The organism is Streptomyces spinoverrucosus, assembly GCF_006539505.1.
In the GTDB taxonomy this organism is placed as follows: domain Bacteria; phylum Actinomycetota; class Actinomycetes; order Streptomycetales; family Streptomycetaceae; genus Streptomyces; species Streptomyces spinoverrucosus.
The window spans coordinates 1-16640 of the sequence record NZ_BJND01000020.1 but is presented as its reverse complement, the minus strand read 5'-3'; the positions used below and the strand labels follow the sequence as shown (position 1 = coordinate 16640).

Genomic DNA, 16640 nt, shown 5'->3' with positions numbered 1-16640 from the left:
TCGCATCGCCAGAGACGTGTCAGGCACGTAGGGCAAATCCTGACCTCCCACGACGCCACAGGCATGGGGAGGCAACAGGTCCTGGACCGAAACTGGACTGTCCATTGGCTTTGACCGTGAATGCTGACGTCGTTTGGCCGTGAAAGTTGACGGCGGTTCGTGGCCTCGGGCCGGCTGGATGTTGGTGAATTCTGACGGCAGTCCGGATGGTGTGGGGATGGCTTAGCGGGCGAGTTCGCGGCTGTGAGCGAGGCGGTAGGACTCGGTGCCGGTCTCGAGGATGTTGCCGCCGAAGGTGAGCCGGTCGACGATGGCGGCGCAGAGTCTGGGTTCGGTGAAGGTCTTGCCCCAGCCGGCGAAGGAGTCGTTGGAGGCGATGGCGACGGAGTTCTTCTCCTCGCGTTCGGTGAGGACCTGGAAGAGGAGTTCGGCGGCGCGGCGGTCGAGTTGCATGTAGCCGAGTTCGTCGATGCAGAGCAGGTCGACGCGGCCGTAGCGGGCGATGGTCTTGGTCAGGATCTTCTCGTCGGCGGCCTCGACCAGCTCGTTGGCCAGCTTCGATGCCAGGGTGTATTTCACCCGGAAACCTGCCATCGCGGCTTCGGTGCCGAGCGCGATGAGCAGGTGAGACTTGCCGGTGCCGGAGTCACCGATCAGGCAGAGCGGCAGGCCCTTCTTCACCCACTCGCAGGTGGCCAGCGAGCCGACGACGGCGGAGTCGATGTTCGGATTGGCATCGAAGTCGAACTCGCGCAGCGATTTCTCCCGGGGGAACTGGGCGGCCTTGATCCGGCGTTCGGAGCGGCGCCTGGCGCGGTCGTCGCACTCGGCCAGCAGCAGTTCGGCCAGGAACACCAGGTAGGACATCTGGTCGTTGCCGGCCTTGGCCGCCAGGTCGGGAAACTGGTTGCGGATCGTGGGCAGTCGCAGGACCCGGCATGCCTGGTCGACGGCGGCTTCGGCGGCTTGTTCACTCATCCGGCGGCGAGGGCTCATGGCGGCGGCTTCTTCCTGCTCGGCTTCTGGGTAGGTCTCGGGGCCGGCGCGCGCCCAGCGGCGGCCACGGCGGCTCGCCGGCTGGGAAGCAGCTGGTCGTAGATCGACACGTCAGGCATGGGGCGGGTGTCTTTGGGCAGTTGCGCCAGGCGCCGCTGGGTCAGCGAGGTGACGGTCGCTGCGACGGCCCGGTCTGCCTCGGTAGTGGCTCGGCGTCGTGGCTTGGCCGAGGTCGGTTCGTCGTTGTCGGCGATGCGGCGGGCTTCCAGCGCGGCCGCGTCCGCGGTGAGCGCTCCGACCTGGAGCGCGGCGGCCAGGCCGGCGACGACGTGGTCGTGCTGCATGTGCCGGTGCAGCAGCAGAACCTCGATCAGAGCGCGGGTGCCGGCGGTGTCGCCGTGGGCGTTGCAGACGGCTGTCCACCAGGCTTCGTGGATCGGGGTGAACTTGCCCGCGGCCCGGGCCTGTTCGAGGACCGTGGCGCCGGGCAGCGCGCCCGGTTTGCGCAGCAGCGCTTCGAGATAGTGATCGAGCTCGAGCCGTGATCCGCTCTTGGTCAGCAGCCGTTCGTGCTGGGCGATCTCGGTGCGGCCGTCGAACACCACGAGCTCGGAGGCGTGCAGCAAGACCCGGACCTGGCGACCGATGAACCGGGTCGGGACCGAGTAACGGTTGGTGCGGACGGTGATCTGGGAGAACCGGTCGACCCGTGGGGTGAACCAGCGGCCGGTCTCGAACGTCTCGACGGGCAACGGCTTCAACGACGGCCGTTCGACGGCGAACAGCTCGCCGATCGTGCGGGGACGGGTCCCGATCCGCCGGGCCTCGTCGGCCAGATCCCACTCGTCGATCAGCATGTTCAAGTGCGCCAGCGAGTCGATCTCGGGGACGGGAACGAAGTGGTTGCGGCGAAACCAGCCGATCTGGCCCTCGACGCCGCCTTTCTCGTGGGCGCCTTCGATTCCCGGCGTGCAGTAGAACGGCTCGATGCCGAACCTCCGTGGGTTCGCGAATTCTGAAGGGTCGTCGTGACGAACTCACGGGTTCAGGGGCGAAGTTTGCTTGGACTGAGACGGCGGTTCAGAGCTTGGTTCAGGCGTCGGCGATACCTGGAGAGGTCATTCGATAGCCGTAGAAGCCTGTCGTCGGGAGAGGGCCAGCCTGCGTCGCTCTCGGTCGATTTCTGTGATGACGACCGTGATCTTGTCGCCGACTTGGACCACCTCCTCCGGAGCCTCGACAGGTGTCCATGCGAGCTCTTGCAGATGGACCAGTCCCTCAATGTCCTTGGCGACCTGGACGAAGGCACCGAACGGGACCAGCTTGGTGACCTGTCCCTGCGGCGTCTGCCCCACCGTGGTGCTCTCGGCGAAGGTCTGGAATGGGTCAGGCTGTGTTGCTCGTAGGGACAGCCTGGCCTCTCCGTTCGTTGTGTCGAACTGGAGGAACTCGCACGAAACACGCTGTCCCACCTGAACGATGTCCGAAGCTGTCTCGAAGCGTCGCCAAGACAGTTCGGGCATCGTGATGAACCCGACGCCGGGGAAGACCGGGTGATCAGGGCCGTCGTCCAACGCCACGAACACGCCGAACCGTTCGATCGACGCGATCCTGCCCTCGAGCATTTCGCCGACGCGTTGAGACTTCAGAAATGCCCAGAGTTCGGCATTCTCCGTGGCAGCCATGGACAGCCAGGCTTGGCCCTGTTCCAGGTCGATGGCGGTCACCTCGGCGGTGATCCGCTGGCCGACCTCCACCGCTGCAGCCGGAAACTTGCACCACGACAGGTCCAACGGCCCCACGAACCCCAGCGGACGTTCCGTGAAACCGTCCAGGATCACTGACACCCCTCCTCGTCGAGATACCTCTGCCACGATCCCGCTGCAGCGGTCACCGACCTGAAACACAGCCAGAAACCTCCGGGAAGCCTCATCGCCCGACACTCCGCCCATGCAGTGCAGCGTCTCACGGGAAGCCGTCCATCAGCTCAGCTCATGGTGTCTCGTGCTCGGCAGCCGAGGGGGCGACGGCGGTTGTGTAGCGGAGGCTGGTCTTGGCGCCGAGCGAGAAGACGTGCGCGAGGTGGAGAGGATCCGCGCCGCTGGCGAGGGCCTCCTCCAGGATGCGGTCCTGCCGCAACCGGTCGAGGCCCACGGGCAGCGGCTGGACCAACTTGTCCAGCCAGAACGTGCCGACTGCCGTCGTGGTGGTGGCCGTGTTCCGGCTGACCAGCAGGTGGGGATTGGTGCTGTTCGGCCAGCGGCTGCGTCGGTAGTCGAGGTAGTCGGTGATCGCCTCGGCGGTGTACTCGTCCAGGGGACGGTTGAGGCTTTCGAGCTCCAGACGGCACCCGGCCAAGTCCACTTGGTCCAGCAGCAGCGTGCGGATCTGGTGAGCCGCCAGCGCATGGATCCCGGACAGCGCGACGACCACCCGCAGGGCCGGATCCTGCTGGGCAGCCTGAGCGACCTCCGCCACCTCCTCCGCGGTGAGTGGGGAAGGAATCGTCGTGGTGAGCCTGCCGCCCTTGATGCCGCGCATCGGGTTGCTGAAGATCAGCCGCTCGGCCTTGAGCGCCCCGAACAGCGATCTCAGGGCACTGGCCTCGTAGGCCCGGTAAGGCCGGTTGGTCAGCCACGTGGCGAGGTCATCTCGCGTCACCTGACGCAGAGTTGTGTACTTTCCGCCGTACTCGGTGAGGAACGGCAAGACGAGCCTGAGCAGGGTGCCGATCGTGGACCGGGCTCGTGGCCTGCGGCGGGAGGTTCCGTCCCGCAGGAGCCCGATCCACGTGTCCAGCTCCGCCCGGATGTCCGGGGCCAGGAAGGCGAAGTGCTTGTGGTACCACCGGTCGAGCGAGTCGGGCCGGTCGTCGAGGAAGACCTCCAGACCTTCGAACACCTTCAGGACGTGGTTGGCGGGCACCGCGGTGTGGGTGAGCTGGGCGATGGTCGAGGCTCTGATCCGTTCGCCCGGTCTTTGGACTGCGCAGAGGATGCGGATGCCGCGTCCCATCGAGCCGACGGTGCGAGGCGGCCAGCCCCGCAGTTCCGCGATCCGTGCAGCGCGGCTACTCAAGAAGGCGGCCAACTCCGGGTCCAGCAGCGGCTGTTTGCTGCTGACACCACACAGGTTGCGGGGCATGTCGAACAGCGTCAGCTCCGTCCAGCGGGGCGGGACAGAGCGCAAACTCACCCGGGTCGGCTCCGGCGGGACCGGCCGGGGAGGAGGGCCGCCGCGAGGCCGCAGGGTGCCGATGATGAACAACTGGTGCCCGGTGTGGGCGGCCACCGTCAGGTCGACGCACGTCTTGTTGTCCGGGCCGGCGATAAGGCCGGCCTGGCGGCGGCAGAGCCGACAGACGCCGTCGATCGCCGCGACATCACGCTGACAGATGTCGCAGTAGCGGCTCGTTGCTTTCGCGACGAAGCCCCAGCATGCCTTGCAGCGCGGACGGTCGAACCAGCCCCACCCCAGGCAGTCACGGCAACTGCGAGTGGCCCACGGCCGTGAGCGTCGAACCGGCCGACTCATAGCGGCGGTCCCGAGCGGCCGGGCCGCCGCTAATGACTGATCGGGGTGCCGCCGACGACCTGCCTCTCCGCCTCCGCCGCCGGGGAGGTCTGACGGTCAGCCCGCTTCTCCGGAACCAGAAGGTCAGCGGGCGTGCAGTCCAGCACTTCGCAGATGATGTCGAGGTCATTGAGGCGGACGGTCAGCGGTCGACCGGACCACAGGTGAGACATCTTGCCTGCGGAGATCACCAGTCCGGCGTCCGCGAACATCCGTTGCAGTTCAGACGCTTTCCAGATGTCACGCTGGGCGGCGACCATCCGCAGGTTCCACTTCATCAGCGGGTCCCTCCGAATCGAGCCGCGGCCCGCTGGCCCGCGCGGATCCAAGCGTCTTCGACGTGGGATTTCTCGACGTGCACGTAGATCATGGTCGTGTTGAGCCATTCATGTCCGAGGATCTCTTGGATGGCAACGACGTCCATGCCGTTGCGGTAAAGGTCTGAGGCCGCGAAGTGCCGCAACACGTGTGGGGTGAGCTGGCCGGCCTGGTGCGGCAGATGTCGGGCGACCGCCTCGGACAGCCCGGTCCGCAAGGCGTCGTCGGTCACCGGCCGGCTGGAGCCGTCGCCGTATCGGCGCTCGGAGGGAAACAGCGGGGCCCGCAGGTCGTTGACCTTGTCGTCGAACTCCCAGCGAGGCCCGGTGACCCACCATTCCAGCAGGTCACGTGATCCGTTGATCAGCGGGACGAGCCGTTCCTTCTTGCCGCGGCCCTGGCTGCCCTTGCCCTTCAGCAAGACCTTGCCGAAGCGGCCCAGGTCCCAGCGGACATCCCCGATCCGCAACAGGCACAACTCCGAGATCCGCGGCCCGATCAGGCTGGTCAGCCGTGAGGCGGTGTAGTTCCTGGCAGCCGGAGCGTACTTGCGAGCCTCCTCCATGTCACACCGCCAGCCGCCGAAAAGGGCGGCATCTCGCCTTCCGGCGGCGGGATCCGCAGCCTCGCCGAGGTGCCGCCGCGGGGCCGGTTGACTTCATCCAGCGGGGACTCGACGACGAAGCCTGTCGCATCGTGGATGGCGGCCTTGTGCCGCAGTTCGAGGAACTCGAAGAACACCGCGAAGGCCGCGGCCTGGCGGACCTTGGTGCCCGCGGCCGAGTCGCGGCGATGCCGGCCGAAGTACCGGTCCAGGTCCTGGGGCTCCATTTCCCACAACGGTCGGCCGAACCACTCACGCAGAGCCATCACGGGCCCGACGTCGCCGCGGATGGTGTCGTCGAGGACACCGGCCGAAGCACGGGCAAGGACGAACTCAGCCAGCAGGTCCTGCTCGAAGGCGGCGATCTCCTCGGAAGTCTCCAGCCGAAGCTCCGACCGCAGATCGCGCACGACGGCCAGGGCCATGCCGTTCCTCCCGTTCAGCTATCCGGCGACTTCGCCATGACAGCCGAGAAGGCTTCGGAATTTCCGAGGAATCAGCATGGAATCACCCGATCGTGTCCAAGCCGGGGAACCCCGAGATCAGGCAGCCGCCGAGGCCACTGGCACGGTCGGGAGGCGGCGGGAACTCACGGGAACATGGACATAGTGGGACCGAAACGCGGTCCACCGGTCGGTCTCGACCCGGCGCCGCGTGAAGCCGAGCACCGACGCGACCGCGGCCTTCAGGTTGTCATACCGGATCTTGCCGAACGGCACGCCGCCCAGCACTCTGAAAGCGTGCTCGTGGCCCTCGAAGAACGCCTCCTGACCGCCGGAGGCGAACACCCGGTGCACCGCCTTCCCGGATAACGACAACCGCAGGCAGAACAAATGGCACTTCACCAGCTCGCCCCGCAAACGGACCGCGACCTCGCCGAAGTCGACCTCGGCTTCGGCGCCGGCCAGGTGCGACTGCTCGATGAACACCTGCGCCGGGCCACGGCCGGCCTCGACCCGAATCTCCGGCTTCCGCTTGGCGACGTAGGCGCGCACGACCTGGTAGGACACGTCGTCCATCGCGTGCTCGTTGATCAACCGGCGATAGATCCGGACCACCGTGTGACGCTGCTTCCTCGGCGCATCCAGATCAGCCAGCAGCATCTGGTCGATCACCGGCTTGAACGGATCCAGCTTGGAACGGCGAGGCGCGTACGGTTCCCGAGGTTGCGGCCACGCCGAACTCAGCGCCTTCTGAACAGTCCGCCAGCCCACCCGGTACTTGCGCTCCAGCGCCTGGTTCGACATGCTCTCGCGAGCGTCACGCCGCAGCGCGGCATACAACTCGACCTTCGACTGACCAGGCGGCATCGGCGGTGCTCCTTCACTGAGCACATTCACCTTGCCACCGCAACCCCGCGAGTGACACTACTTCTCACGAACAACTTCCCAGCTAACCAGCCGGTGACATCCACTCAGACGGACAACTGACAACCCACAAACACCGTCAGAGCCATCCTTGCGAAAACCATTGGTGCCCGGCTTGCTCCGCTGATGGACTGACGTCCTACCGTGAGTCTGCCGCGTGACGGAGGTAGTGGTTGTGACAGGTTATGAGGTGCTTGCCGAGGTGTATGAATGGCTCATCTCGGATGCAAAGTTGCCTCCAGCCGAGTTCGCTGCGTCGTTCGACGACGTCCTCAATCTCCTGCCGTCGAACGCTCACGTCCTCGACTGTTCGTGCGGAACCGGACAGTTGGCGGTTGGCCTTGCCGGTCGTGGCATGCAGGTTGTCGCAACTGACGCCAGCGAGGCGATGGTTCGTCGGACTGCAGAGTTGTCTGAGGAGTTCGGGGCATCCGTCCGGGCCGTACGGGCGAACTGGGAAGAGTTGCCCGACCATTTCCAGGACAACACGTTCGACATGGTGTTCTGCGTTGGCAACTCGCTTCACCATGCCGCGGGCGCGACAGGCAGGGGTGCTGCTCTGGAGTCGATGTCACGGCTTCTGCGTCCCGGCGGGCGCTTGGTACTCACATCCCGCACTTGGGAACTCGTGAGGGCCAGAGGTTCCCGGCTGGAGATCAGTGACCGACTCGTCCGCCGGAACGGTCGCGATGCCGTCGTGGTCTACCGCTGGGAGATTGCACGGCATTGGGAGGAGGAGCACCACATCGAGATTGCGATCGCGCAAGTTGATGCGACCGGGTTGGTTCTTGTCCGCTCGGAACTGCTGTCCTGCTGGCCCTACCGGTACGAGGAACTCGAAGTCGAGCTGCACCGGGTCGGACTCCAGACGGAACTGAGCACGTTCGATCTTGAGGCCGAGAACTACATGGTGGTCGCGAGCAAGGTATAAACACCGGACTCTCAGTCCCTGGCCGGACCGCGCGGTTGCTCGCAGGACGCTTGCGCCCTCTCATCGGTGCGGGTTCAAGTGGTCAACGCAACGCCTCGGACGAGGAGTGCTCGTCGATCAGACGGCGGTAGATCCGGGGTGACGGTGTGGCGCTGTTTCCTGGTCGCGTCCAGATCAATGAGCAGGATCTCGTCGATCAGCAGCGTGAACGGATCCAGCTTCGACGGCCGCGCCGAAGCGGTTGTCGTGCGTGGCTGCGGCCAAGCCGAGGTCAGGGCCTTGTTGACCGTGCTCCAGGTGACGCCGTACTTGCACTGCAACGCCCGGTTCGACATGCCATCGCGGGAGTCGCGCCGCAGCGCGGCGTACAACTCGACCTTCGACTGGCCAGGCGGCATCGGGGGTGCTCCTTTACTGAGCACATCCAGCTTGACACCGCAACCCCGATGGTGACGTCAGAATTCGCGAACATCTTTCTGGGCCATCACCTGGTGCCGTCAGCTTTCACGAACAACTGACGTCACCAACTACCGACAGAACCAGTCCATGGTCGCGGTTGAACTGCTGGTAGTGCTCGGGCTGTTCGCGGTGGTGGTAGTACGGGGTGCGGAACGTGGCGCCGGCGCCCTGATAGGCGCGGCCCGCGAGAACGAGGATCTGCCGGGTCAGGCAAGCCTGGACGATGCCGTGGGCCCGGGCCGCGGTCAGGTCGTGGGTGCGGCCCGGCGTCGCGCGGGAGAACCACAGTGGCGTGCCGTCCGGGCGGGCGATGACCTGCACGTTCATCCCGTTCCGGCGGTGTTTCATCGAGTAGTACGGCTCGTCCGCGCGGAACCGGTCGATGGGGATCAGGGTGCCGTCAACGATGACGTGGTCGCCCTCACCGAGGCCGGTGAGCGCTTCATGGAGGCCGGGCGCCCAGGAAGCCAGAACGTCCAGGGCCTCGTTGACGTATCGCCAGGCGGTGGTCTGGGATATCCCGAAACCGGCTCCGAGCTGCGAGAACGTCTCGTTCTTGCGTGCGCAGATGGACCAGCGTGAGCAACGCCTGCTGGAAACAGCCGAGCTTGCGCCACCGGATGTTACGGGCCTGGCGATGCTCGTACAGCAGCCAGGCAACATGCTCAACGAGCTCATACGGGACATCGAGCATGGCAGGATACGGAACCACAGGGTCCCTTCGGTCGCCGGTGTGCTGAGTGGAATCACCACGCCAACGACGAGGGGCCCTGCCTCGTCACCACGCCCGCTGACCAGCCATTTCACCCTCCAGCACAGGATGAAAGAGGTTCAGTGAGACGCCCAGCAGGGCAGCCCGAGGGCCGGAGAGACAGTAGAGCGCGGCCTGGAGGCTTCCGGTGGCCACGGAGTGGCCGTCGGCCCGGGAGTGTGGGGTGCGGACGGCTACAGCGGCGGCGATAGGGCTCTTCCGCTACGCCAGCAACCCCAGCAGGGCGGCCCAGGCCAGGGCTTCACCGGTCCTTCCCACCTGTGGTCGGCACCGGCACCTTACGGAAGCACGGATCGGCGATCCGGCCGGTGTCCGCCGGACCCAGGTTCACCAGGGCGGGGGACGGGAGAGGACAGGGCAGGCACTAGGCCACCTCCTGATCATCGGGCTTAGACGCCCAAATGATCACGCAGCCGGTGCCTGCCCTGTTATGTGCCTCAACCGATCACAACCCGACCAGCCGCACAGCCCCGGAACCACCCTGGTCAGGCGGTACTCGAAATGTCGCTGAGCACCGGTCGCCGGGGCGCCGCTTGAGTCATGGGTTCCGGACTGCTGTTCGCCCGGATGACTCCATGTGAGGCGGCGTCGCGCGTACCTTTACGCGGGCGCGGGCAGGGTGTCGAAGACGGACTCCACTCGACGTGCCAGATCAAGGAGCTTCCTGTCATGACCATGTGCGCCGTCGATTTCGAGCCCGATGGGCAGGCCCTGTCCGGTCAGACCAATGGGGATGCTGATGCCCGGCAGGCCGGCTCCACTGGCGGGAACGGTGTTCTTCGCGAGAAACAGGTCACGGACCTCTTCGCCCGCGACTGTGAACATCGACCGCTGCTCGATCAGCGGTGCGGGGCTGGGCGTCGTCGGGAAGAGCAGCGCATCGAAGCCGCTGCGCGTGAATACCTTACCGAGTCGGCGCTGGAGTTCCGGGCGATCGACGGACAGTGTCGCCTCGTAGGCCTCCTGCGAAATATAGCCCTGTCCGCTCGGCAGGACGAGATGATCCCACGCTCCCTTGAGTTCCGGCTTGAGATCGTGGTAAATCTCATCGAAAGAAACGGGGAAGTTGTTCTGGCAAAGGAAATCTGTCACCGCTTCCATCGTCTCACGGAAGAACAGGTTCCATGCTATCCGATCCGTTAGCGTGGAATAATCCTCGCCGAGGTCGATCTCGACAACTTCGGCACCAGCGTCCTGCAGGCGCAGGAGCGCACTCTGGAAATGCTTTTCGATGTCAGGATCGATCAGCTCCATGTGCTGCCTGGGAGCGTAAGCGAACCTCGCCCCCTGCAGATCGGAACGATCAGAAAGGGGAGCGGCTACATCATTCGTGACGACCTGGTCGATCAGCGCGGCGTCATCCACGCTGCGCGCCAGGATCCCTGCCGTGTCGAGCGTGTGCGAAACCGGCGCGATGCCACGACTCGGCCACCGTCCCGTGGTCGGCTTGAAGCCCACCACGCCAGACAGTGACGCGGGCACTCTGATGGAGCCGACCGTGTCGCCGCCCAGTGCCGCAGGCACGATGCGGGCCGCGACAGACGCTCCGGCGCCGCTCGAAGACCCTCCCGGCACGTGTGCGCGGCCGTAGGGATTCTTCACCTGCCCATAGCGGCTGTTGTTTCCAGTCAGCCCCCAGGACATCTCAACGAGATTGTTCTTGCCGAAGACGATACCACCGGCATTTTTGACTGCGCCGACAACATCGGCGTCTCCGGCTGGCGTGAAACCTTCCAGGGTTTTTACGCCGAGCGTTGTGGGGAGATCACGCGTTGAGTAACTGTCCTTCACTCCGATGGGGACGCCAAGGAAAGGAGCGCTGGAACCCGCCGCGCGCGCCTTGTCCGCTTCTCTGGCCGCGGACAGCACGGCGGATTCATCTATCGTAATGAAGGAATTCAGATCGGAATATTGCCGCGCACGCCGCAGAAGTGCGGCCGAGTACGCCTCGGACGTAATGTCGCCGTCACGAATTGCGGCGGCTGCGGCCGCTACACCGAGTTCGGTCAGTTCATTGTCTCCCGCCGGCACCGCGCCGACGGAGGCTTCCTTGTCCTGCATGGATTACCTCTCTTAGATCCGGCCTGTTCCCGCACGGCCGCGGCAGTGGCCTCCTGATCAACCTGACCGGCCCGGTCAACAGCCGAGCCGCCGTACGCGATCCGATCGCAAGGGCAGCCGCCAACAGAATCGCCAGACGAGCCGGCGTTCAGGTAGTGCGCGAAACCCTCACAAGTAAAGTGATCGCTGTACTTCGTCGAACGTAGCACGCCCCGCGGGGGAAGTAAAGCGATCGGTATACTTGCGGCATGGCAACGAGTAAAACAACGGCCGGTACCCCTCGAGGCGGGCGCGGGGCGCGGGAGCGCATCCTGCGCGCCGCGGTCGAACTGTTCGCGCGCGACGGCATACACGTCACCGGTATCGCGAAGCTGACAGACGTGGCGCACGTGTCGACTCGCACGTTCTACCAGCACTTCCCTAGCAAGGAGGCATTGGTCAGCGCCTACTTGCAACGTGTCGAGTCGGACTCGGAGGGGCCCGTGCACCTCGAGACCGTTCTGGAGCGCAGCGACCTCAGCGCGCGCGAGCGTCTCTTGGCACTGTTCGCCGACTCGCCGCCAGCAAAGGTCGTACGCGGCTGTCCACTGCACAACGCCACCGTCGAAGCGGCCGGGACGATGCCCGAGGCCGCAGCACTGGTCGAGCGTCACAAAAGAGAGTTCACCGAGCGTCTGATCAAAACCGCCGCCGAGGCAGGCGCGCACCAGCCCGAAACCCTCGGACGGCAGCTCGCCTTGCTGTTCGAGGGCGCCCGAGCCCTCTCCACCTCGCTCAACGACACGCTTCCGTACCAGGATGCCCGGGAACTTGCCGAAATGTTGATCGGCCAGGCGACCAGGGCGGTTCCAAGTTCCCGATAGGAGCGGGCTGGCGGTGATGCCCCAGATCCAGAGGCGTGTTCGGATGCGTCCCGGATCGCTCGGCATCCCTGACATGGCAGCTGGAGTCCTCGTTCCGGTCCGCGCATGTATCCGCCCGGGTCGGCGGGCTGGCCTCGTGGGTATGGCGACTTGTGAAGTCGTAGACCGTCTCCCGTGTCTGCACTCGGCGCTCTCCTGTCAGCGCCGTTGGGTGCGCAAGGCGAGCCGCGCTTGAGGGAAGCGATCCCGCTCAGCTTCGCCGCGACAGCCATGGTCTTGATCGAGCGGGCTCCCGCCGCCCGTGCCCACTCCCGGAGACAGCGTGCACTACGGGCACCTGTTCCAGGGCGGGGCCTTGACTATGCCAACACGGTCGGCTGATTTCCTCGATCACCGCGATGTAGTTGCTTTCTTCTACCGCATCGGACGGCGCACCTGGCCCTTGACGCTGTGCAGGGCGTCGAAGGCGACCACGGCGCCGGCCAAATCGAGGATCCCAGCAGCGGGCGGAAGGCGGCCGTCTCGCTGGGTCTTGGCAACCACCAACGGTCTCGATCGCGGAGATGTCGAAGTTCAGCTTCACCTTGTCGCTGATCATCACGCCGCCGGCCTCCAGGACCGCGTTGCAGGTCAGGCCCCCCTCGGAGCGCAGGATCTCGGCCGAGCCCTCGAAGCCGACGCGCTCGTTGCCGTAAGGGTCCGCGGCCGTGCCGTTGAGCTCCAGGTCGATCGAGAGCGGCTTCGTCACGTTGTTAATTGTGAGGTCGCCGATCACGCGGTACTTGCGGAAGCTCATCAGCGGGAACTCCTCGGCGTCGAAGGTGGTCGCCACTGCGCGAGGCTGGTGAAGTAGATCGAGTAGCCGGCCCGGCAGGCGGCGACCGCGAGGGCAACGGCGATGTGCGTTTTGCCGACACCGGGTGGGCCGAGCAGGGCGGCGTTCGCCTTGGCCTCCACGAAGGGCAGGGTGGCCAGGTCCTTGACCTTGCGCGGGTCGAGGTCGGGCTGAAAGGCGAAGTCGTACTCGTCCAACGTCTTGTGGTGCGGCAGCCTCGACAGCCGCAGGCCCTGCCGGAAGCGGCGGTCGTCGCGGATGGCGAGTTCCTCGGACAGCACCAGGTCAAGGAAGTCGAGGTAGCCCATCTTCCCTTCGTCGGCCCGCCGGATGTACTCGTTGATGGATTCGGTCAGGTGGGGCAGGCCGAGCTTGCCGGCCGTGCTGCGGATGCGGGTGCTGACCAGCTCGCTCAAGACGTTTTCCTCGTGCTCGGGTGGGTGGTGAAGGGGCGGGTGCCGGTCAGTTCGTCATAGACCGACAGCGGACGGCGGCTGACCTCGACCCGGGTGGCCGCGGCTCGGTTCAGCAGGGCCTGCAAGGGTCCGGCCTCCTCGCCCAGTGGCCGTTCGTGACGGGGCCGGGGCGGGACGTCACCAGTGGTGGTCCTGCGACCTTTGCCGGTGGGCAGGCCGTCCCAGTGCGTCTCCTCGACGACGCGGACACCGCGGCCGACGGCCCGCTGGTGCATGGCCAGCAGCGTCTCGCCACCGGCATCCGCGACGGTCGAGTGCAGCATGACCTGCGACTTCGTGGCCCGGACCTCGATCAGTTGGCGGGGACGGACCTTGCGGGCGGGCACCGAGTAGAGGTTGCCGCCGAAGGCGACCAGGCAGTCCTTGCCGACCGGCCGCAGGTGCCGTTCGGCCACCAGATACGGAGTCGGCGGCAGCGGCCTGAGAGCCGCGTGGTCGCGGGCCGCACGCTCGCCGATGACTTCCCGGTGAGTCTTGTGGATCTGGGCCCGACGCTGCGGCACCCAGGCGGCGAAGGCCGCATCCATCTCCTCGGTGGAGGAGAAGGCCCGTCCGGACAGAACGTGGTCGCGGACGATGAGGACCTGGCGTTCGACGCGGCCTTTGCCGGTGGGCCGGTAGGCGGCCAGGACGTCGATGTCGAAGTCGTAGTGGCCGGCGAAGCCGACCGCTTCCGGGTGCAGCGGGACCGCCTCGCCGGGGGCGACGTGGCGGCGGACGACGGTCTTGGTGCGGTCGTAGACGATCGTCATCGGGACCCCGCCGAAGTGGGCAAAAGCCCGGCGGTGGCAGTCGAAGAAGGTCTGCAGGTCCTGGCTGGTGGTGAAGCAGCAGAACGGGTCCCGGGAGTACGACAGCGTCATGTGGAAGGAGTAGACCTTCGCAATGCCCATGTGGGCGAGGATTTTGCCCTCGTCGCCCCAGTCCACCTGGGCCTGGGCCCCGGGGATCACCTCGAACCGGCGATGCATGCCCGCCAGTTCCTTCGGGGTGATGCCGAGTTCCTCGGCGATCCTGGGACGGGCTTCCTGAACGTAGAGCTTGACGCGCTGGTAGTTGCCGGTAAAGCCGTACTTAGCAGCCAGCCGCGCGTGGATCACCGACGCCTTCATCAGGACCTCAGCCCGCAGCATCGAGTCGATCAGCGGCGCGAACTCGTCGATCACTCTCGCCAGGGACCGTCCGTTCGCAGACCGACGCGGCGGGGTCGCCGGTCCCGCGACCGAGAGGTACTTCCGGACCGTCTTCCGGTCAAGACCCGTCTCCCGGGCAATCTCCGACAGACTCATCGCCCCGGACTCCAACAGGCCACGGAAACGCCGCAGTTCCAACCAGCGATGCGGATCCAAGACCACCGTCAACCGCCCTCCGCCGCCCTATACCGACCAAGCAGCAGAGTGCCGATCGATACTCCTCAACGCATCAGAAACTGGCCGCGTTCATCCGTACGCGGCTGGGGACGTTCAGGTGTACGCCGACATGGGGTGTGGTGTTTAGCGGCCGGGGAGGCGCTGGGTGATTTCCTGGAGGACCCAGCCGTTGCCGTCGGGGTCGGTGAAGGTGGCGTAGGAGGCGTAGGAGGTGCGGTCGGGGTGGGGGCCGGCGAGTCGTTCCTGGCCGCCTTCGGCGTGGTGGGTGACCTGGCCGTTGTCGTGGCCGTGGTAGAGGAGGCCGTTGGCGTCGTGGAAGATGTCGCTGACGTCGATGCCGCGGTTGATGAGGTTGGTGCGGGCTTCCTCGATGTCGGTGACGATGAGGTAGAGGCCCTGGTAGGAGCCGGGGGCGGCGGGGGTGAGGCCCTTGCCGATGATGATGGAGGCTTCGGAGCCGGGCGGGGTGAGGTGGACGAGGCGCCAGCCGTCGTGGGGGGCTTCGTCGACGTCGAGATGGAAGCCGGCCTTCTCGTAGAAGGCTTTGGCGCGGTCGACGTCGGAGACGGGGACGACGAGAAGTTCGAACTTGAGGTCCATGTGGGGTGTCCGTTTTCGTGTGGGGTTTCGGGGACGAGATCCCGTCACCTGTTCGACTGGTGACGAGACTGTTAATCCAATGCGTCACCTGTCAAGAGGGTGATGCGGGTGGGGTTGGTAGGAATATGTGATTGTTTCAGCCATTTTGTGCCGTGGGGGCGGTGTCCGCACTCAGGGGAGGTCACGCGCCGGGTGGTCTGGGCGGCGAGTTCCCCACCGGCCTGTGTGATGCGGCTGCTGGGCACCTGAGACCGGAACCCACGCCAGGCTCAATGCCGTAGGGGCCGATTCACCACACGTTCCCAGGAAAAGTCCTCTGGGATTCGGCGAACTCGTCGGTTTCAGGTGTCCGGCGACTCGATGATCGACGCGGCGATCTGTGACGGCGACATCGTGACCGTACGCCGCCAGGACAGCGCCGACCACGGGGACATCGTCGCTTCTAGCGGGGTCAACTGTCGTGCAGCGTGATCCGGTGAGGATCAGTGCAGCTCAGCGGCAGTGCGAAGTACGCTACCGCGTGCAACAAGTGTTGCGCTATCACCCGATCAGGTAAGGGGCGCGCCGTAGAGGCCCGCATCCCAGGTCGAATGCGAATGCGGCCAGGATGGCCTGGAGCAACGACCTACCGCTCCCGTTCTGCTCCTCGCCACCCTGCTGGCGGACGCCTGATCTCGTGAGGCGTCCGCCAGCAGCGGGATAGATCAAGGACTCGTGTGGCCCGGTTTCGGAGTGCCTGGAAGGAAGAGCGTGTGCCGACGCTGCGCATCACCACCGAAATCGGGACGGTGCCCGGGTGGTCGAACTCGATTGGGACGGCGACCGCGTTACCGTCCTTCCGGCCTAGGGTCGACCGGTTCCTCCCGGAGGACCTGCGCTGGTACCACGAGAACTACGGGAGAGCTGGGCCGCCACGTCTGAGGATGGTGCCACCCGGATCCACCGCGCCCAGAGCGCGATCGGTGAGGCGCTGTACCAAGAGATCCCGAGCACAACCATTGCAACAGTTGTGACGCCATCACCTGAAGGGACGACGGCATCGCTGTCACGCACGGAGGCCTGCCCAGGCGACCTCGATGTTCCTTTGCGGGTCCGTGGCAACTGGGCTGGGGATAAGCTGCGTTGTTACGTTGAGGTCGGAAAGAGCGATGGGGGGACACGTGGCGTCGCAGGTCGTGTCGTACGAGGTCGAGGGCGGAACCGAGGTCCGGTTCGAGATCGAACCAACCGATGAGTGGCATCAGGTCGGCTCTGAGCAGATCGTCGGCAAGATTCGCGAGGCCGTGGCACCAGCCGTGGAAGGTGCGCGGGCGGTGCTGGAGCAGGTCTAGGCCCTGCAGCCGGGTGAGGTGCAGGTTAAGTTCGGGGTGAAAGTGACCGGGACCGCGAACTGGCTGGTCGCCAAAGCGGCAACT

At 65.8% G+C, this 16640-nt stretch carries 17 protein-coding genes and 4 pseudogenes; 6 read left to right on the top strand and 15 right to left on the bottom strand.

Translation table 11 applies throughout. The features are described from left to right. Positions 1–222 precede the first annotated feature (222 nt). Positions 223–996: an IS21-like element helper ATPase IstB gene (gene istB / locus SSP24_RS14630; RefSeq protein ID WP_141309953.1), complete on the bottom strand. Its 774-nt coding sequence runs from the start codon at positions 994–996 to the stop codon at positions 223–225. Further along, entirely contained in the window at positions 993–1853 is an 861-nt protein-coding gene (locus SSP24_RS14625; protein ID WP_218037086.1) for a Mu transposase domain-containing protein, read from the bottom strand. The genes istB and SSP24_RS14625 overlap by 4 nt, the downstream gene beginning before the upstream one ends. Before the next feature lie 6 nt (positions 1854–1859). Between SSP24_RS14625 and SSP24_RS43515 the strand changes: the two genes are divergently transcribed. Next, a complete protein-coding gene (locus SSP24_RS43515) occupies positions 1860–2015 on the top strand; it encodes a hypothetical protein (protein ID WP_218037085.1) in 156 nt (51 codons plus the stop codon). A gap of 99 nt (positions 2016–2114) precedes the next feature. On the opposite strand, the gene SSP24_RS14620 is transcribed toward SSP24_RS43515, so the two are convergent. The 6 genes from SSP24_RS14620 to SSP24_RS14600 form a co-directional block, all read right to left on the bottom strand. After that, complete coding sequence (locus tag SSP24_RS14620; protein WP_229865646.1) at positions 2115–2837, bottom strand: S1 RNA-binding domain-containing protein; 723 nt, start codon at positions 2835–2837, stop codon at positions 2115–2117. A gap of 151 nt (positions 2838–2988) precedes the next feature. Continuing rightward, positions 2989–4140, bottom strand: a complete 1152-nt coding sequence (locus SSP24_RS42830) for a site-specific integrase (protein WP_167529586.1) — start codon at positions 4138–4140, stop codon at positions 2989–2991. Between the two features lie 419 nt (positions 4141–4559). Next, a complete protein-coding gene (locus tag SSP24_RS14610; protein WP_141309951.1) occupies positions 4560–4847 on the bottom strand; it encodes a helix-turn-helix domain-containing protein in 288 nt (95 codons plus the stop codon). Beyond that, positions 4847–5452 carry a tyrosine-type recombinase/integrase gene (locus SSP24_RS44085; RefSeq protein WP_229865648.1) on the bottom strand — a complete coding sequence of 202 codons (606 nt, stop codon included), beginning with the start codon at positions 5450–5452 and terminating at the stop codon, positions 4847–4849. Before SSP24_RS44085 ends, SSP24_RS14610 begins: the two co-directional genes overlap by 1 nt. Further along, on the bottom strand, positions 5395–5916 hold the full coding sequence (locus tag SSP24_RS44080; RefSeq protein WP_229865650.1) for a hypothetical protein: 522 nt from the start codon (positions 5914–5916) through the stop codon (positions 5395–5397). The genes SSP24_RS44085 and SSP24_RS44080 overlap by 58 nt, the downstream gene beginning before the upstream one ends. 117 nt (positions 5917–6033) lie before the next feature. Continuing rightward, positions 6034–6801, bottom strand: a complete 768-nt coding sequence (locus SSP24_RS14600) for a transposase (protein ID WP_174864650.1) — start codon at positions 6799–6801, stop codon at positions 6034–6036. A 232-nt stretch (positions 6802–7033) separates the two neighbouring features. Between SSP24_RS14600 and SSP24_RS14595 the strand changes: the two genes are divergently transcribed. Next, on the top strand, positions 7034–7789 hold the full coding sequence (locus SSP24_RS14595) for a class I SAM-dependent methyltransferase (protein WP_141310135.1): 756 nt from the start codon (positions 7034–7036) through the stop codon (positions 7787–7789). 74 nt (positions 7790–7863) lie between these two features. Here SSP24_RS14595 and SSP24_RS14590 read toward each other — a convergent pair whose 3' ends face one another. The 3 genes and pseudogenes from SSP24_RS14590 to SSP24_RS14580 all read right to left on the bottom strand — a co-directional run bounded on the left by SSP24_RS14590 (position 7864) and on the right by SSP24_RS14580 (position 11081). Continuing rightward, positions 7864–8187, bottom strand: a complete 324-nt coding sequence (locus SSP24_RS14590; protein ID WP_095749789.1) for a hypothetical protein — start codon at positions 8185–8187, stop codon at positions 7864–7866. A 151-nt stretch (positions 8188–8338) separates the two neighbouring features. Continuing rightward, a pseudogene (locus SSP24_RS14585) lies at positions 8339–9001 on the bottom strand (transposase family protein); the annotation flags it as partial. A gap of 619 nt (positions 9002–9620) precedes the next feature. Then, the gene (locus SSP24_RS14580; RefSeq protein WP_141309950.1) at positions 9621–11081 is read right to left on the bottom strand and encodes an amidase family protein; all 1461 of its coding nucleotides are present in this window, start codon (positions 11079–11081) and stop codon (positions 9621–9623) included. Positions 11082–11329: 248 nt separating this feature from the next. Here SSP24_RS14580 and SSP24_RS14575 point away from each other — a divergent pair, with 248 nt between their 5' ends. Then, entirely contained in the window at positions 11330–11944 is a 615-nt protein-coding gene (locus SSP24_RS14575) for a TetR/AcrR family transcriptional regulator (protein WP_141309949.1), read from the top strand. 550 nt (positions 11945–12494) lie between these two features. Here SSP24_RS14575 and SSP24_RS44075 read toward each other — a convergent pair. The 4 genes and pseudogenes from SSP24_RS44075 to SSP24_RS14555 form a co-directional block, all read right to left on the bottom strand. After that, positions 12495–12764 (bottom strand): annotated as a pseudogene (locus SSP24_RS44075) (YceI family protein); the annotation flags it as partial. Between the two features lie 17 nt (positions 12765–12781). Continuing rightward, positions 12782–13195 (bottom strand): annotated as a pseudogene (locus SSP24_RS14565) (ATP-binding protein); the annotation flags it as partial. After that, a complete protein-coding gene (gene istA / locus SSP24_RS14560) occupies positions 13192–14610 on the bottom strand; it encodes an IS21 family transposase (protein WP_167529598.1) in 1419 nt (472 codons plus the stop codon). The pseudogene SSP24_RS14565 and the gene istA, both read right to left, overlap by 4 nt. A 138-nt stretch (positions 14611–14748) precedes the next feature. Beyond that, positions 14749–15225, bottom strand: coding sequence for a VOC family protein (locus SSP24_RS14555; RefSeq protein ID WP_141309947.1), 477 nt, complete (start codon positions 15223–15225; stop codon positions 14749–14751). Positions 15226–15567: 342 nt separating this feature from the next. On the opposite strand from SSP24_RS14555, the pseudogene SSP24_RS14550 reads away from it, so the two are divergent. From SSP24_RS14550 to SSP24_RS44900, 3 genes and pseudogenes are all read left to right on the top strand, one after another. Continuing rightward, a pseudogene (locus tag SSP24_RS14550) lies at positions 15568–15669 on the top strand (LexA family protein); the annotation flags it as partial. Positions 15670–16385: 716 nt separating this feature from the next. Continuing rightward, positions 16386–16556 carry a hypothetical protein gene (locus SSP24_RS44070; protein ID WP_229865652.1) on the top strand — a complete coding sequence of 57 codons (171 nt, stop codon included), beginning with the start codon at positions 16386–16388 and terminating at the stop codon, positions 16554–16556. Positions 16557–16559: 3 nt separating this feature from the next. Continuing rightward, positions 16560–16640, top strand: an 81-nt coding sequence (locus SSP24_RS44900; RefSeq protein ID WP_280527082.1) for a CU044_2847 family protein, incomplete at its 3' end; no start/stop codon positions are given.

Coding starts and splice junctions, on each gene's coding strand:
- SSP24_RS14580 (WP_141309950.1), bottom strand. CDS start 11,081: ATGCAGGACAAGGAAGCCTCCGTCGGCGCGGTGCCGGCGGGAGACAAT.
- SSP24_RS44085 (WP_229865648.1), bottom strand. CDS start 5,452: ATGGAGGAGGCTCGCAAGTACGCTCCGGCTGCCAGGAACTACACCGCC.
- SSP24_RS14590 (WP_095749789.1), bottom strand. CDS start 8,187: ATGCCGCCTGGCCAGTCGAAGGTCGAGTTGTACGCCGCGCTGCGGCGC.
- SSP24_RS44080 (WP_229865650.1), bottom strand. CDS start 5,916: ATGGCCCTGGCCGTCGTGCGCGATCTGCGGTCGGAGCTTCGGCTGGAG.
- SSP24_RS14600 (WP_174864650.1), bottom strand. CDS start 6,801: ATGCCGCCTGGTCAGTCGAAGGTCGAGTTGTATGCCGCGCTGCGGCGT.
- SSP24_RS14555 (WP_141309947.1), bottom strand. CDS start 15,225: ATGGACCTCAAGTTCGAACTTCTCGTCGTCCCCGTCTCCGACGTCGAC.
- SSP24_RS42830 (WP_167529586.1), bottom strand. CDS start 4,140: ATGCCCCGCAACCTGTGTGGTGTCAGCAGCAAACAGCCGCTGCTGGAC.
- SSP24_RS14575 (WP_141309949.1), top strand. CDS start 11,330: ATGGCAACGAGTAAAACAACGGCCGGTACCCCTCGAGGCGGGCGCGGG.
- SSP24_RS14625 (WP_218037086.1), bottom strand. CDS start 1,853: ATGCTGATCGACGAGTGGGATCTGGCCGACGAGGCCCGGCGGATCGGG.
- istB (WP_141309953.1), bottom strand. CDS start 996: ATGAGCCCTCGCCGCCGGATGAGTGAACAAGCCGCCGAAGCCGCCGTC.
- SSP24_RS14610 (WP_141309951.1), bottom strand. CDS start 4,847: ATGAAGTGGAACCTGCGGATGGTCGCCGCCCAGCGTGACATCTGGAAA.